Here is a 14,432-nt window from a genome sequence, read left to right on the forward strand (position 1 = left end):
GTTCCCGAGGGAAGAATCAGTCGGCGCTGCGTTCGCCCAGTTGCAGCCCGGCGGGGTGCAAGGCAAGGCCGGTCACGGGCGCGGCGGGGCTGGTGGGCTCGCGCCCGCCCATCACGGCGTCGAACGTCTCGCGGTCAAGCGCGCCCTGCCAGCGGCTGACGACCACGGTGGCGACGGCGTTGCCGATGAAGTTGGTGATCGACCGGCATTCCGACATGAAGCGGTCCACGCCCAGGATCAGCGCCATCCCGGCGACCGGCACGGTCGGCACGACCGACAGCGTGGCGGCCAGGGTGATGAAGCCCGCCCCGGTGACGCCCGCCGCGCCCTTGGACGACAGCATCGCGACCAGCAGCAGCAGCACCTGTTGTTGCAGCGACAGGTCGGTGTTGGTCGCCTGTGCGATGAACAGCGCGGCCAGCGTCATGTAGATGTTGGTGCCGTCCAGGTTGAAGCTGTATCCGGTCGGCACGACCAGGCCCACCACGGGACGGGCGCAGCCGGCCTTCTCCATCTTCTCCATCAGCGAGGGCAGCGCGGATTCCGACGACGAGGTGCCCAGCACCAGCAGGATTTCCGCCTTGAGATAGGAGATCAGCCGGAAGATCGAGAAGCCGTTGGCAAGGCAGACCGCGCCCAGGACCACGATCACGAACATGGCCGAGGTCAGGTAGAACGTCCCCACCAGCATCGCTAGGTTCATGATCGACGCGATGCCGTATTTGCCGATGGTGAAGGCAAAGGCCCCGAAGGCGCCGATGGGGGCGGCCTTCATCAGGATGTCCACCACGCGGAAGATCGCGAAGCTGGCCGATTCCAGGATGTTCAGCACCGGCTTGCCCTTGTCGCCGACCAGGATCAGGCCGACACCGAACAGGATCGCCACGAACAGCACCTGCAGGATGTTGCCTTCCACGAAGGCCGACACCAGCGTCGTGGGGATGATGTCCATGACGAAGCCGGTCAGCGACGTCTCGTGCGCCTTTTCGGTATAGGTCGCCACCGCCCCTGAATCCAGGCTGGCCGGGTCGATGTTCATCCCCGATCCCGGCTGGACGACGTTCGCCACGATCAGGCCCACGATCAGCGCCAGCGTCGAGAAGGTCAGGAAATAGGCGAAGGCCTTGCCCACGACCGAACCCACGCCGCGCAGCGAACCCATCCCCGCAAGGCCGGTCACGATGGTCAGGAAGATCACCGGCGCGATGATCATCTTGACCAGCTTGATGAAGGCGTCGCCCAGCGGCTTCAGCGCCTCGCCGGTTTCGGGATAGAAGTGTCCCAGCAACGCGCCAGCCGCGATGGCGATGATGACCTGGAAATAGAGGTGGTGATAGAACGGCCTCTTTTCGTGGGCCACGGGCTGCGCGGAAGTGTCCAGCTGCATGGAAAGGCCTCCTCCTGCCTTGGATGTCGTTTGGATGAGGGACATTCTAGAATGTGGGCAGGGCAGCCCAAAAAACTTGCTGCATGGCTGCAATGCGCTGAAAACATGACTGTTTTTGCAGAACGGCATGGGGAGTATGTGTGGTTTTCCGCACAGGCCCAAGCTGCTAGTGTGGGATCCGAAACACCATGCGGGGACAGGAAGGCGTGCGCGATACGCAGCACAGATCGTCGGTTGCCAGCGATTCGCCGGTCTTGCCGCGCGTTGCGGGATGGCTGGCGATCCTGCTGGCCATGGCCTTTCTGGTGCTGGTTCCCGCCGCGACCTTCTGGGTGATCCGGGCAGGGGCATTGGAGGATCTGCGTGCCGAAGGTCTGGCGGCGGCGCAGTCCCGCGCGCTGACGCTGGAAAGCATCCTTGACCGGCAACGGTCCGTCGTGGCGATCCTGGCCGATGACGCGGTGGTCAAGGCCGCGTTGCGACGCGAGTTCGACGAAGGCGACGCGGTGTCGGCCAAGCTGGAGCGCTTGCGCGAGGAGACGCAAAGCTCGGTCATGTATCTGATGGAGGACACCGGCCATACCATCGCCGCGTCGAACTGGAACATGCCGGACAGCTTCGTGGGCCACGACTACAGCTTTCGCAACTATTTCCGGCAGGCGCTGACCCAGGCCACGGCCATGGAATTCGCGCTTGGCACCGTCAGCGGCCAGCCGGGGTTGTATCTGTCCCATGACGTGCGGGACGGCGAAGCGCTTCTTGGGGTGGTCGTTGTCAAGATGGAATTCGACACGTTGGAGGCGGCCTGGGCGCGCAGCCCGAACGCGACCCATGTGACCGAGGCGGACGGCCGCGTCATCATCACCACCGACCCGCATCTTCGGTTCACTACAACGCCGCCCGCCGTGCCCGACAGCCTGGCGATCACCCTTCCGGTGCGGGGAACGGGATGGACGCTGTCCATGCACATGCCGACCCGGGAAGCAGACCAGACGGCCGCCTATGCCGCAGGCGCTGCGGGCTTGGCGACGCTGCTGCTGATGGCGCTTGCCGACCAGGCCCGCCGCGCGCGCCTTCGTGCCGCCCGCAAGGCCCGCGCCGACCGCACCCATCGCGCGGAACTGGAACGTGCCGTGGCCGAACGCACCCGCGACCTGTCCGAGGAGATACGCGAACGCCAGCTGGCCCAGCAACGCCTGTCGCAGATGCAGGCGGACCTTGTGCAGGCCAACAAGCTGGCCACCATGGGCCAGATCACCGCCGGCGTCGCGCATGAGATCAACCAGCCGCTGGCCACGATCCGCCTGCTGGCCGAAAACGGACAGGCGATGCTGCCGGACGGACCGGCGGGCGACAACCTTGCCCGGATCGCGCGCATGACGGACCGGATCGGCCAGATCACCGACCAGCTTCGCGGCTTTGCCCGCAAGGCCACCGGAGAGGTGGGGGCCGTTCCCCTGCGTTCGGCGATCGACGCCTCGCTGATGCTGACCACAAGCCGGCGCAAGGCGGGCGACATGCCGGTTCATCTGCCCGCCATCCCGGACAGCCTTGCGGTCCTGGGCGAACGGGTGCGGGTGGAACAGATCCTGGTCAACCTGCTGGCAAATGCCTTCGAGGCGCAGGAGGGCTGTGCCGACCCCTGGATCCGCATCGGGGTCGAGGAGGATGGCGACCATGTCGCGCTGACGGTGTCGGACAACGGGCCCGGTCTTTCGCCCCAGGTGATCGCGCAGCTTTTCGCCCCCTTCGCCACCAGCAAGGCCCAGGGGCTTGGACTGGGGCTTGTGATTTCACGCGACATCGCGCGTGACCTTGGGGGCGAACTGATCGCCGAGGCCCCGGTGGCGGGTCAGGGGGCGACCTTCCGACTGACCTTGAGGAAAGCGGCATGACCGGACTGGTGCGCCTGGTGGATGACGACGAAGACCTGCGCGCGGCACAGGTTCAGACCTTGCAGATGGCGGGCTTGCAGGTCGAGGATTTCGCCCTTGCCGAGGATGCGCTGAAGGGGGTGACGCGTGATTATCCGGGCGTGGTGCTGTCCGATGTGCGGATGCCCGGCATGGACGGGCTGCAACTGTTTGAGCGCCTGCACGCGATCGACCCCGACCTGCCGGTGATCCTTTTGACCGGGCATGGCGACGTGCCCATGGCGGTGGCCGCGCTGAAGGCCGGTGCCTACGATTTCCTGACCAAGCCCGTGTCGCGCGATGTGTTGCTGGCTGCGGTGAACCGGGCGGTGTCGGCCCGCGCCCTGATCCTTGAAAACCGCCAGTTGCGACAGGCAAGCCATGACGCCTCGGACAGTTTTCCCGAACTTGCGGGCGGCAGCGAGGTGATGGTCCATCTGCGCGCCGCCCTGGACCGCGTGGCCGCCGCCGAGGGCAGCGTGCTTCTGACCGGCCCGCAGGGTGTGGGCAAGCTGTCGGTTGCCCGCGCGATCCACCGCCAGGGCCCGCGCCGCGCCCGCCCCTTTGTGCATCTGGCCTGCGATGCCTTGGACGAGGCCCGGTTCGATGCCGATCTGCTGGGCAGCGATGCCCCGGGTCCGCGCGGCACCCGGCAGGTCGGGCAACTGGAACGGGCGCAGCGTGGCGTGCTGTTTCTGGACCGCGTGGATGCCTTGACGCCGCCGATGCAGGCGCGGCTGGCCGCGATCCTTGAGGCGGGCGAGTATTGGCCCGCTGGCGCCGCGGCCCCCCGACCGATGGATGTGCAGCTTCTGGCCTCGACCACGGTTGATCCGGCGCGCTTGGGCGAAGGCCCCTTCGATGCGCGCCTGTTCTATCGCCTGTCGGGCACCGTTCTGCCGGTCCCCTCGCTGGCGGAACGGCGCGAGGATATCCCGGCGCTGTATCGTCATTTCCTGCTGGCGGCCTGCGCCCGGCTGGACCGGCCCGCGCCCGAACTGACCGGGGCGGTCAAGGCGCGGCTGTCGGGGCATGGCTGGCCCGGCAACCTGCCGGAACTGCGCGGCTTCGCCGAAAGCCAGGCCATCGGCGTGACCCCCTTCGAGGCAGGGGACGAGGGCGATCCGCCAGGCCTTTCGGATCTGGTCGCGGCATACGAGCGAGAGTTGATCCGCGACGCCCTGCGCCTTTCAGGGGGCAATGCCACGGCGGCGATGGGGCGGCTGCAACTGCCGCGCAAGACCTTTTACGACAAGCTGGCCCGCCACGGGATCAAGCCCACCGATTTCCGCCGCTGATCAGCGGGTCCGGCCCTCGATGATGGTCTTCAGGACCAGCACCACAAGCGCGATCAGCGTCAGGGTGGAAGCCGCCGCAAAGGCGCCGACGATGTTCAGGTCGTTGAACAGCAGTTCGATCTGCAAGGGCAGGGTGTTCGTCTGCCCCCGGATCGCCCCCGACACCACCGACACCGCGCCGAATTCCCCGACCGCCCGCGCCGTCGCAAGGACCGCCCCGTAAAGCAGCGCCCAGCGGATGTTGGGCAGGGTCACCCGGCGAAACACCTGCCAGCCGGATGCGCCAAGGGTCAGTGCCGCCTGTTCCTGTTCCGACCCCTGCGCCTGCATCAGCGGCAGGACCTCGCGCGCGACAAAGGGTCCGGTCACGAACAGCGTCACCAGGACGATGCCTGGCAGCGCGAACAGGATCTTGATGTCCCCGGCCGCCAAAGCCGGCCCGAGCAGCCCCTGACGCCCATACAGCAGCAGATAGCACACCCCGGCGATGATGGGCGAAATCGAAAACGGCAGTTCGATGATCGTCAGCAGCAGCTTGCGGCCCGGAAAGGTGAACCGCGCGATCAACCAGGCGGCGCTGATGCCGACGACAAGGTTGATGGGCAACGTGATCACCGCCACCACCGTGGTCAGCCAGATCGCGTGCAGCGTGTCAGGCGCCATGATGTTCTGCGCAAAGACCGCAAAGCCCTGCGACAGCGCGCGCCAGAAGATATAGGCCAGCGGCACCACGACGATGAACAGCGTCAGCGCCACGGCCAGACCGATCAGCAGCAAGGGCGCGCGGCGATCCTGGCGCGGGGCAAGGGTTGCGGGGGTGGCTGCGGGCATCATGCCGGAACCCTCCGCCGCGTCAGCCGGGCTTGCAGCCAATTCGACAGGGCCAGCAGCACAAGCGCGATGGCGACCAGGGTCAGGGCGATGGCCGCCGCGCCGTTGTAATCATATTCCTCAAGCCGGATCACGGCCAGAAGCGAGGCGATCTCGGTCTTCATGGGCAGGTTGCCCGCGATGAAGATGACGGCACCGAATTCACCCAGCGACCGGGCAAAGGCAATCGTCGTGCCGATCAGGAAGGCGGGCAGGATGGCCGGAAAGATCACGCGCGCGAAGATCTGGAAGGGCGTCGCGCCCAGCGTGCGGGCCGCTTCCTCTTGGCTGTGGTCCAGATCCTCAAGGATCGGTTGCACGGTCCGCACGACGAAGGGAATGGACGTGAAGGTCATCGCGATCGCCACGCCCCAGATCGTATAGACGACCGATATCCCGGCAGGTGCCAGGATCGCGCCATACCAGCCGTTTTCGGAAAACAGCGCGGTCAGCGCCAGGCCGGCCACGGCGGTGGGAAGGGCGAAGGGGATATCCATCATCGCGTCCAGCAGCCGACGCCCCGGAAAGCGATACCGGACCAGCACCCATGCCATCAGCAGGCCATAGAGCGCATTGAAAACCGTCGCCAGCGCGGCGGCGGTGATGGTCAGCCGCAGCGCGGCCAAGGTGCGGGGTGCGGTCACGATGTCCCAAAAGCGGACGGGACCGATCTCGGCCCCCTTCAGCACCAGGGCGATCACGGGCAAAAGGACGATGACGCCGACATAGGTCAGCGTCAGGCCCATGGTCAGGCCAAAGCCCGGAAGCACCCGCTTCTGCCGTCTCGCCGGGGCGTCGATGACCGCCGCAACGCTCATTGGTTCACGAACACGGAATCAAGGATGCCGCCTTCGGTGAAGTGTTCCTCCTGGATCTTGTCCCAGCCGCCGAAGACGTCCTCGACCGTGACCAGTTTCACGTCGGGGAAGTTCGCGGCGAACTCGGCGGTGATCGCGTCGTCATGCACGCGATTGAAGTTCTGGGCCAGGATGCGCTGCGCCTCGGGGGAATAAAGGAAGTCGAGATAGGCCTTCGACACCTCGGCGGTACCCTTGCTTTCGGCATTCTCGGTCACGACGGCCACCGGGAATTCGGCCAGGACCGACATGGACGGCGTGACCCGTTCCAGTTTCGCATCGGCATATTGGCGGGCGATGCCGCCGGTCTCGGCCTCGAAGGTGATCAGGACGTCGCCCAGGCCGCGTTCGGCAAAGGTTGCGGTCGCGGCGCGCCCGCCCTGGTCGAAGACCGGGACATTGGCGAAGATCTTCTTCACGAACTCCTGTGCCGCCGCCTGGTCGCCGTTGTTCTTCTCCAGCCCATAGGCATAGGCCGCCAGATAGGTATAGCGCGCATTGCCGCTGGTCTTGGGGTTCGGGAAGATCACCTGCACACCTTCGGCCGCCAGGTCGTCCCAGTCGTCGATGTTCTTCGGATTGCCTTCGCGCACCAGGAAGGCCGGCAGCGAGTAGTAAGGCGAGGCCTGGTTCGGAAATGCGTCGCGCCAGTTTTCATCGACCATGCCGCCTTCGGCCAGGACGTCGATGTCGGTGACCTGGTTGAAGGTCACCACATCGGCGGGCAGGCCTTCCAGGATCGCGCGGGCCTGCTTCGACGAACCGCCATGCGACTGGTCGATGGTCACGCTGCGGCCGGTTTCGGCCTGCCACTTCTCGGCGAAGACGGGGTTCAGCTCGGCGAACAGTTCGCGCGCGATGTCATAGGACACGTTCAGGATGGCGTCCTGCGCGGCGACAGGGCTGGCAAGGCCCAGCACAAGGGCAAGGGCGGTGGTCAGGCGGGTTTTCACGGGCGGGCCTCCTTGAGGGTCATTGGGGTATGGATCGGCTGGGCAGGCTGTTGCCCGCTGCCGGGGAAGATCTGGCCTGCCACGGCACGCAACGCGACGGGCTGGCCTTGGCGCAGGTCGCGGCCGTCGCGGCGCGGCACCTCGGATTCGATACGGCAGCCTGTGCCGTCCTCGGCCACGATCCGCAGAAGGGCGCCCGTCGTCGCCATCTCGGCCACGCGGAAGGGCGCCTGGGGATCGGGAACAGGCAGGATGTCGGCAGGCCGCAGGAACAGCGTCGCGGGACCGTCGGGAATGGCGCGGCGGGGCAGGGCGGCCAGATCCAGGCCGGCCGCATGTGCCCGGCCTGCGCGCATCGTCACCGGAAGTTCGACCGTCAGGCCCAGGAAGCGAGCGACAAAGGGCGTGGCGGGATGGTCATAGATCTCGTCCGGCTGGCCGGTCTGTTCGATGACGCCGCCGTTCATCACGACCACGCGGTCGGCCAGTTCGAACGCTTCCTCCTGGTCGTGGGTGACGAAGATGGTGGTGGTGCCCGCGCTGTCGTGGACGCCGCGCAGCCAGCGGCGCAGGTCGCGGCGGACCTGGGCGTCAAGCGCGCCGAAAGGTTCGTCCAGCAGCAGGACGCGCGGCTCGATCGCCATTGCGCGGCCCAGGGCGACGCGCTGGCGCTGCCCGCCCGACAGTTCCGCCGGATAGCGGTCGGCCAGTCCGCCGATTTGCAGAAAGGCCAGCAGCCGGTCCACGGTGGCCGCGATCTGCGTCTTGCCGGGCCGTTCGGACCGGGGCAGGACCGACAGGCCAAAGGCGATGTTGTCCCGAACCGTCATATGCGGAAACAGGGCATAATGCTGGAAAACAAAGCCGATGCGGCGTTCGGCGGCAGATTTCCCCAGCCAGTCGGCGCCGTCAAAGGACAGCGTCCCCGCATCGGGCCAGTCCAGCCCCGCGATGATGCGCAGCAGCGTCGTCTTGCCCGACCCGGACGGACCCAGCAGCGCGATCAGTTCCCCCTGCCGCACCTGCAAGTCGATGCCGCGCAGAACCTGGGTCGCGCCGAAGCGCCGGGCAAGATGCGAGATGGCAAGGGTCATGGGCCGGCTTTCCTGTTTACCGGCAAGAGTTAACAATAGGGCATGGACTTGCCAAGGAACGCAGCGTTGCGTTGCCGGGCGGTGCCGGAGAACGGCGTTCCGCATCAACGGGGCTTGGAAAAATCCTTGTCCTGCCCAAGCTGAACGACACAGGTCACGTTCGGAAAGAAGCAGCGGACTGACGACAATTTCCCTTTTTCGTTCAGCGCCGCCATATCCATGCCTGTCCGGCAAAGGTCCCCTGCAGCTTGGCCAGAAGGCGCAGGGCTGGCGGGCGCGGGCTCATGCCCCCGCGCAGCCGGTCCACGGCGACCTCCACCGGGCAAGGCAGGCCGGTCACGGGGTCGCGATAGCGCGGATAAGCGATCAGGCAGGCATGGACCAAGCCCGCCAGATCGGGCCGCGCAGTGCGGCGCGGAGGCACCGGGCCAAGGTCGCGCGTCAGCCCCCAGCCTGCATAGAAGGGTGCGCCCAGGGTCGTCACGGGGACACCCCGCAACAGCGCCTCGAACCCCAGGGTCGAGGTGATGGTCCAGACCTCGTCCACATGGGCCAGCAGGGCGATAGGATCGGCGGCAGCAGCCACCTCGTCTGCAAGGGGCATTGCCGTGACGGTGCCGTGGCGCAGGCCGGCTTCGACATCGGGATGGGGCTTGAAGATCAGATGCGCATCCGGGTTTTCGCGGCGCACACGGGCCAGCAGATCAAGGTTCGTGCGTTCCACCCCGGCCCCCAGGCGAATGGATGCGTCGTCTTCGACCTGGCCGGGCACCAGGATGCGCCTGCGGTCGGTCGGGACAGGGCGATAGCCGCCGGGAAGGTTGTATTTCGACAAGCCCGCTGTGCGGATCGCCGCAATCAGGCGTGCGGCGCGGGTGTCGCCACCGGGGGGCGGCCCCAACGCGACCAGGCGTTCAAGCCGGCTTTCACGGGTCGGATCATAGTAGATGCCAAGATCGTCGGCCACCAGCGACAAGGGAGGCGTCAGTGCCGCCCCCAGCCCGCGGGAACGCAGGAACCCATCCTCGACCCGGATCGCGCCCGGCACCGCGGCAGCCTTGCCCGCCCAGGCCAGCGTGACTTCCGGCGATGGCCGCGCCGCAAAGCGCACGCCCGCGCCGTCCCCGAAGGCGCGCGCAATGGCAGGGCGTTTCCACAAGCGCATCCCATAGGCCAGATGTCCGTCCCGATCCTGGCGAAAGGCTTTCGCCTCGGCCTCGATCTGGTCCATGGCCGTTTCGAAGTCGCACCGCCGGTCGCGGCAGGGGTCGTACCAGATCGGAGCCAGAAGATGACTGGCCGCGAACAGGGCTTCGACCGTGGCGGGGCCGCGCCGTCCAGGGGGCAGGGGAATTTCGTCCTGCGTCAGGTCCCAGCCGGCATAGAAAGGCTGGCCGAACAGGCGCGGCCTGTGACCGGCCAGGATCGCCTCATACCCTAGTTGAGAGCTGACGGCATAGACGGCCTGGGCGCTTTCCAGCAGCCGCCAGGGCGAGATTTCCTGGTCGCACAGCATCTCGCCCGGCCTCAGGTCAGTGCGGTCCAGATGGCCGGGGCGCAGGCCGTGGATCGTTTCGGGGTGGCTGCGCAACAGGATGGGCCGGCCGGGGTGTTCGCGCCGGGCGGCATCCAGCATGGCCAGGAACCGGTCCCGCCCCGCCCCCATCAGCGACGCATCGCCGCGCGTCTGGTCGATCACCAGGACATAGCCGGGTTCGGGCGCGGACAGTTCGGCACGATGCGCGTTGTATTTCGACAGATCCGCCGACCGCAGGCGGGCAATGCCGTCACGGGAGCGCTGTTCCAGCCCTGCCGTCCGGCCCTGGACGATCAGGCTTTCGATCAACGAAGGCCGGGAAGGGTCGAAGTGCAGACCCAGCGGGTCGATCAGCAAGCCTATCGGTCCGCGCCGGGCGACATGACCCCGCGCGCGGCCCGGCAGGACGGATCGGAGAAACGCATCCTCGACCGTGACCAGGCCTGCGCCGGTGCGGCGTGCGACGGCACGACCGCGCCAGGCCGTCGGGCTGGCGCCCCAGATCGCCACGCGGTCGTCCCCGCCCGGCAGGCCCAGCCGCAGGTCCCATCCTGCAAGCGCCAGGATGCGCCGCAAGCGCGCGCCCCGCCAGAATCCGGCATTGAATGCGAAAAGCCGCCGGGTTTTTTCACCGGCGGCTTTCAGATCATCGGTCATCCGCGCGTCACTGGGTCAGGTTCTGCAGCGAGTTCGCCGAATTGATCGGCCCTATCAGCGCGGCCAGCCGCTTCTGCCACTGAACATAGGGCGCTTCGGTCACATAGACCGTGTCCCCATCCCGGATCAGGAAGTCGCGCGCCAGAAACAGCCCGTTGGGCCGCGTCAGGTCCAGTACATAGGCGATGCGCTGCGATCCGGACACGGTCTTGCCCAGCACGCGGGACGCGACCGACTCCGGTTCATCCCGCAGGATGAAGACACCGGTCGGATCGGCCAGGTTGGAATTCAGACCGCCCACCATGGCCACGGCTTCGACCCCGTTGATCATCTCGTTCCCCAGGGGAACACGGGTCTGGCCGCCAAGCGCGCCCAAGGCGGTGAAGCTGCGCTGATCTTCCTCGACCAGGATGACATCGCCGGGGCGCAGCGCGATGTCGTTGCTGGCGTTGGAATACAGATCCGTCAGCCAGACCTTGCCATTGTCGTTGCCGCGCTTGACGGTGATGACGGCGATCTCGGGTTCGATCGACACGCCGCCCGCGCGCGCCAGCATGGCCGACAACGTCCGGGTCGGGCGTTCGATCGGATAGACGCCCTGTGCCGTCACCTTGCCCATGACGGACACCGTGGCACCGTCGCCCGCCACGCGGGCCACCGTCACCTGCGGATCAGGGGTCTGCGTCGCCAGCCGTTCGGTGATGATCTGCCGCAACTGGTCGGGCGTGTTGCCCGCCGCCTGAACCCGGCCAGCATAGGGCACGAAGATATAGCCGCCACTGTCCACCTGGATTTCCTGCAACGCTGTCGAACTGGCCCCAAGCGAGGTCAGAAGCCCGTCATCGACGTTTTCCCAGATGGCCAGGCCCAGCACGTCGCCGGCCCGAATCTCGTCCGCTCCGACCTGTCCGGCGCGCAGGAAGCTGTTGGAAAAGCCATAGGACGGGGCGAAGTTCGTGGCACGGGCGACATGATCGTTCACATAGATCACATGCGTGTTGCCGCCCTTTTCGACGGCACCCGAATAGATCTCGTTCTTGCTTGGGCCGGAACGCGGCAGGCTGCATGCCGCAAGCAATGTCATGGCGGCGATCAGGACCATGCGCATGGCCACGCCCGCCCCTGGACGGGCAGGAGAAAGCTTCACTGTCACCTCTCAAAAACTCCTGTTCCTTGGCCCGGACTTGACGTCCGGTTGTGCGCGCAATCTAGACTGGGCGGGACGCGGACGCCACACATTCCTGAACCCTAGTCCAGAACTTCGCCGATCTGCTGGCGGCGGTGGAAGCGCCCCGAGGCGAGGGCCTGGTACGGATCCTCGGGTGCCAGGATCAGGTCTGCGACCAGCCGCAGAGCATGGGCACGCGAACGGCGGGAATAGAACCCCCCCGGCACCTGGCTGGTCTGCAGCAGGTAATTGCGGAAGATCCGATATGCGGCGGTATCCGGCTGCTGGGGATGGGCCAGGAAATCGGACAGGGACTGACCCGACACCAGGCCTGGCTTGCAATAAACCGCGCGGCCCAGGGCCTTGACGGGCAGGCCGCGCCACAGCGCCTGCTGGGCTGCGGTCGAGTTGACGGTGATGATCGCGCGGGCATGGGCCATCATGTCGGCCAACTTGCCGCCGCGGAAGTAATGCACCCTGTCTGACACCCTGTGCCGTTCAGGGATTTCCCGGATCGACCTGCGGTTCCTGGCCCGCCCGTCCTCCAGCGGGTGCGCCTTGAACAGCAGGTGTTGATGGCGGGGCGCGGAACGGGCGAATTCCGCGATGACCCGTTCGACGAAATCCCTGTTCCGGGCGAAGGGGGAATGGCCCAGCATGTTCGAATCATGCTCCAGTTGCATCGGCACCAGCAGATAGGGGTGGCCCGACAGCCGGAAGCGTCGCCACTGGACCGCACGGGTCAGCGAATGCAACGGCGTCAGCATCAGCCGGACCAGGTTCAGCCGGAATTCATGAAAGACGAGAAGCGAGCGGTGGCTGGCGAACTGGCGATAGCGGCGGTTCGCGACCAGGACGAGGAAATGATAAAAGGCGCCATAGGCCTTGTGCTGGCGCATGTCGCCCCAATGGGCGGGCGGGCGGCGGATCTCGGCCGTCGTGTCGCGCAAGGTGGCCCGCATTTCCGAAAGCGAGATGTCCAGCAAGGCCGAATGGCCGTTCGAGCCGCCGCGTTCATAGCTGATCCAGAAGGGACGCAGATAGCCTTCCTCGAAGACGTGCAGCCGCAGGTTCCCGACCTGCGCCGCCATGCGCGCAGCGGCATGGATGGGACGCACGTCGCCGTAAAGGACGATATCCGTCACCCCTTTTTCGGCGATGATCCGGTCCAGATGCGCGGGCCAGTCGGCCCCGCTGCCCGTGTGGCGCAGCAGATGCGCAGGGTCGGACCAGAAGAATTCATCCCCCGCATTGAAGGCGCAGCGCCAGACCTGCGCCCCTGACGCGCGCAGTAGCCGACCCAGGCGGTCGAAGAAGGGTCCATGCGGACCCTGCAGCAGCAGAAACACACGCGGCACGCGCTCGGGCGCGGCGGATGTTCGAGACGATGTGTGACGATCCTGAAGCACGACCCCCTCCTGTCAGCAGCGCGGCAGGGGCAGACGGCGGAGCGTACGATGCTTGCGCTGAAATACGCTATCGCCTAGGTCTTTGCCGAAGGAAAGAGGTTTTGGCGTGTTCACAGGCATCATCACGGATATCGGCACGGTCGCAACAGTCGAGATGCGCGGCGACATGCGCGCCCGGATCGACTGCGGCTATGACATGGCGACCGTCGACATGGGCGCCTCGATCGCGTGCGACGGGGTTTGCCTGACGGTGGTGGACAAGGGGCAGGGGTGGTTCGCGGTCGATATCTCGGCCGAGACGCTGTCCAAGACGAATATCGGCGCGGAGGGCTGGCAGGTCGGAAAGCGCCTGAACCTTGAACGCGCGCTGCGGGTGGGCGACGAACTGGGCGGCCATATCGTCAGCGGCCATGTCGATGGCGTGGCCCGCGTGATCGCCATGCAGGACGAAGGCGACAGCCTGCGCCTGACCTTCGAGGCCCCGGCCGCCCTAGCCCGGTATATCGCGCCCAAGGGCTCGGTCGCGCTGAACGGCACCTCGCTGACCGTGAACGAGGTCGAGGGCAACCGCTTCGGCGTCAATCTCATCCCGCATACCCGGCAGGTGACGACCTGGGGCTCGGTCGCCCAGGGCGATGCCGTCAACCTCGAGATCGACACCCTGGCCCGCTATGTCGCCCGCCTGGCCGAGGCTATGGGCGCGCCCCTGCCTTCCGGGGCTTGACGCGGGGCGGCTTTCGTTCCATTGCAGCCGGTCTTTGTGCAAGGCCTGATCCCATGAACCCGAACGACGACAAGCCGACCGACAAGCGCGCCGACCGCCGGGCGAAAAGCAGCGGGGCGCGTTTCTATGCGGTTCAAGCCCTTTATCAGATGGAAGCAACCGGCCAGTCGGCCGACCGCGTGATGCGGGAATTCGAGATCCATCGCCTTGGCGCCGAGAATGAGGACGGCCAATACCTGCCCGCAGACGAAGGGTTGTTCGGCCGCATCGTGGATTCGGCGGTGAACTGGCAGTCGCGGATCGACCAGGCGACGGACCGGGGTCTGGTCGCGAAATGGCCGATCGACCGGATCGATCCGGTTCTGCGCGCCCTGTTCCGCGCGGCAGGCGCCGAACTCGTGACGCCGCAAACCCCGCCCAAGGTCGTCATCACCGAATATGTGCGGTTGGCGGAAGCCTTCTTCCCCGATGGCCGAGAGCCGAAGTTCGTCAATGCCGTGCTGGACCACGTCGCCCGCGAATTGCGTCCCGAGGCCTTCTGACGCAGCGATTTTTCCTGCATTTC

At 66.5% G+C, this 14,432-nt stretch carries 12 protein-coding genes; 4 read left to right on the forward strand and 8 right to left on the reverse strand.

The genetic code is table 11. The annotated features are described in order from the left end of the window. Positions 1-16 precede the first annotated feature (16 nt). Positions 17-1,387 carry a dicarboxylate/amino acid:cation symporter gene (locus tag CK944_RS00690; protein WP_103171093.1) on the reverse strand — a complete coding sequence of 457 codons (1,371 nt, stop codon included), beginning with the start codon at positions 1,385-1,387 and terminating at the stop codon, positions 17-19. Positions 1,388-1,575: 188 nt separating this feature from the next. On the opposite strand from CK944_RS00690, the gene CK944_RS00695 reads away from it, so the two are divergent. Next, positions 1,576-3,282: an ATP-binding protein gene (locus tag CK944_RS00695; protein ID WP_103171094.1), complete on the forward strand. Its 1,707-nt coding sequence runs from the start codon at positions 1,576-1,578 to the stop codon at positions 3,280-3,282. Next, complete coding sequence (locus CK944_RS00700; RefSeq protein WP_103171095.1) at positions 3,279-4,598, forward strand: sigma-54 dependent transcriptional regulator; 1,320 nt, start codon at positions 3,279-3,281, stop codon at positions 4,596-4,598. Before CK944_RS00695 ends, CK944_RS00700 begins: the two co-directional genes overlap by 4 nt. Here CK944_RS00700 and cysW read toward each other — a convergent pair whose 3' ends face one another. From cysW to CK944_RS00735, 7 genes are all read right to left on the reverse strand, one after another. Next, on the reverse strand, positions 4,599-5,432 hold the full coding sequence (cysW, locus tag CK944_RS00705; protein ID WP_103171096.1) for a sulfate ABC transporter permease subunit CysW: 834 nt from the start codon (positions 5,430-5,432) through the stop codon (positions 4,599-4,601). After that, a complete protein-coding gene (cysT, locus tag CK944_RS00710; RefSeq protein WP_103171097.1) occupies positions 5,429-6,286 on the reverse strand; it encodes a sulfate ABC transporter permease subunit CysT in 858 nt (285 codons plus the stop codon). Before cysT ends, cysW begins: the two co-directional genes overlap by 4 nt. Further along, positions 6,283-7,278 (reverse strand): sulfate ABC transporter substrate-binding protein, encoded by a 996-nt coding sequence (locus CK944_RS00715; protein WP_103171098.1) that lies wholly within the window; start codon positions 7,276-7,278, stop codon positions 6,283-6,285. Before CK944_RS00715 ends, cysT begins: the two co-directional genes overlap by 4 nt. Continuing rightward, positions 7,275-8,372 (reverse strand): sulfate/molybdate ABC transporter ATP-binding protein, encoded by a 1,098-nt coding sequence (locus CK944_RS00720; protein ID WP_103171099.1) that lies wholly within the window; start codon positions 8,370-8,372, stop codon positions 7,275-7,277. The genes CK944_RS00715 and CK944_RS00720 overlap by 4 nt, the downstream gene beginning before the upstream one ends. A 202-nt stretch (positions 8,373-8,574) precedes the next feature. Continuing rightward, positions 8,575-10,566 carry a capsular polysaccharide biosynthesis protein gene (locus CK944_RS00725; protein ID WP_103171100.1) on the reverse strand — a complete coding sequence of 664 codons (1,992 nt, stop codon included), beginning with the start codon at positions 10,564-10,566 and terminating at the stop codon, positions 8,575-8,577. 7 nt (positions 10,567-10,573) lie between these two features. Next, a complete protein-coding gene (locus CK944_RS00730; RefSeq protein WP_370463865.1) occupies positions 10,574-11,674 on the reverse strand; it encodes a polysaccharide biosynthesis/export family protein in 1,101 nt (366 codons plus the stop codon). A 140-nt stretch (positions 11,675-11,814) separates the two neighbouring features. Beyond that, on the reverse strand, positions 11,815-13,143 hold the full coding sequence (locus CK944_RS00735; RefSeq protein WP_103171101.1) for a capsule biosynthesis protein: 1,329 nt from the start codon (positions 13,141-13,143) through the stop codon (positions 11,815-11,817). A gap of 106 nt (positions 13,144-13,249) precedes the next feature. Here CK944_RS00735 and CK944_RS00740 point away from each other — a divergent pair, with 106 nt between their 5' ends. Both CK944_RS00740 and nusB read left to right on the forward strand, forming a co-directional pair. Next, positions 13,250-13,867: a riboflavin synthase gene (locus tag CK944_RS00740; RefSeq protein ID WP_103171102.1), complete on the forward strand. Its 618-nt coding sequence runs from the start codon at positions 13,250-13,252 to the stop codon at positions 13,865-13,867. A 53-nt stretch (positions 13,868-13,920) separates the two neighbouring features. Then, positions 13,921-14,409, forward strand: a complete 489-nt coding sequence (gene nusB, locus CK944_RS00745; protein WP_103171103.1) for a transcription antitermination factor NusB — start codon at positions 13,921-13,923, stop codon at positions 14,407-14,409. Positions 14,410-14,432 lie beyond the last annotated feature (23 nt).

The sequence above is a fragment of the Paracoccus sp. SY genome (assembly GCF_002901215.1).
Taxonomy (GTDB): Bacteria; Pseudomonadota; Alphaproteobacteria; order Rhodobacterales; family Rhodobacteraceae; genus Paracoccus; species Paracoccus acridae.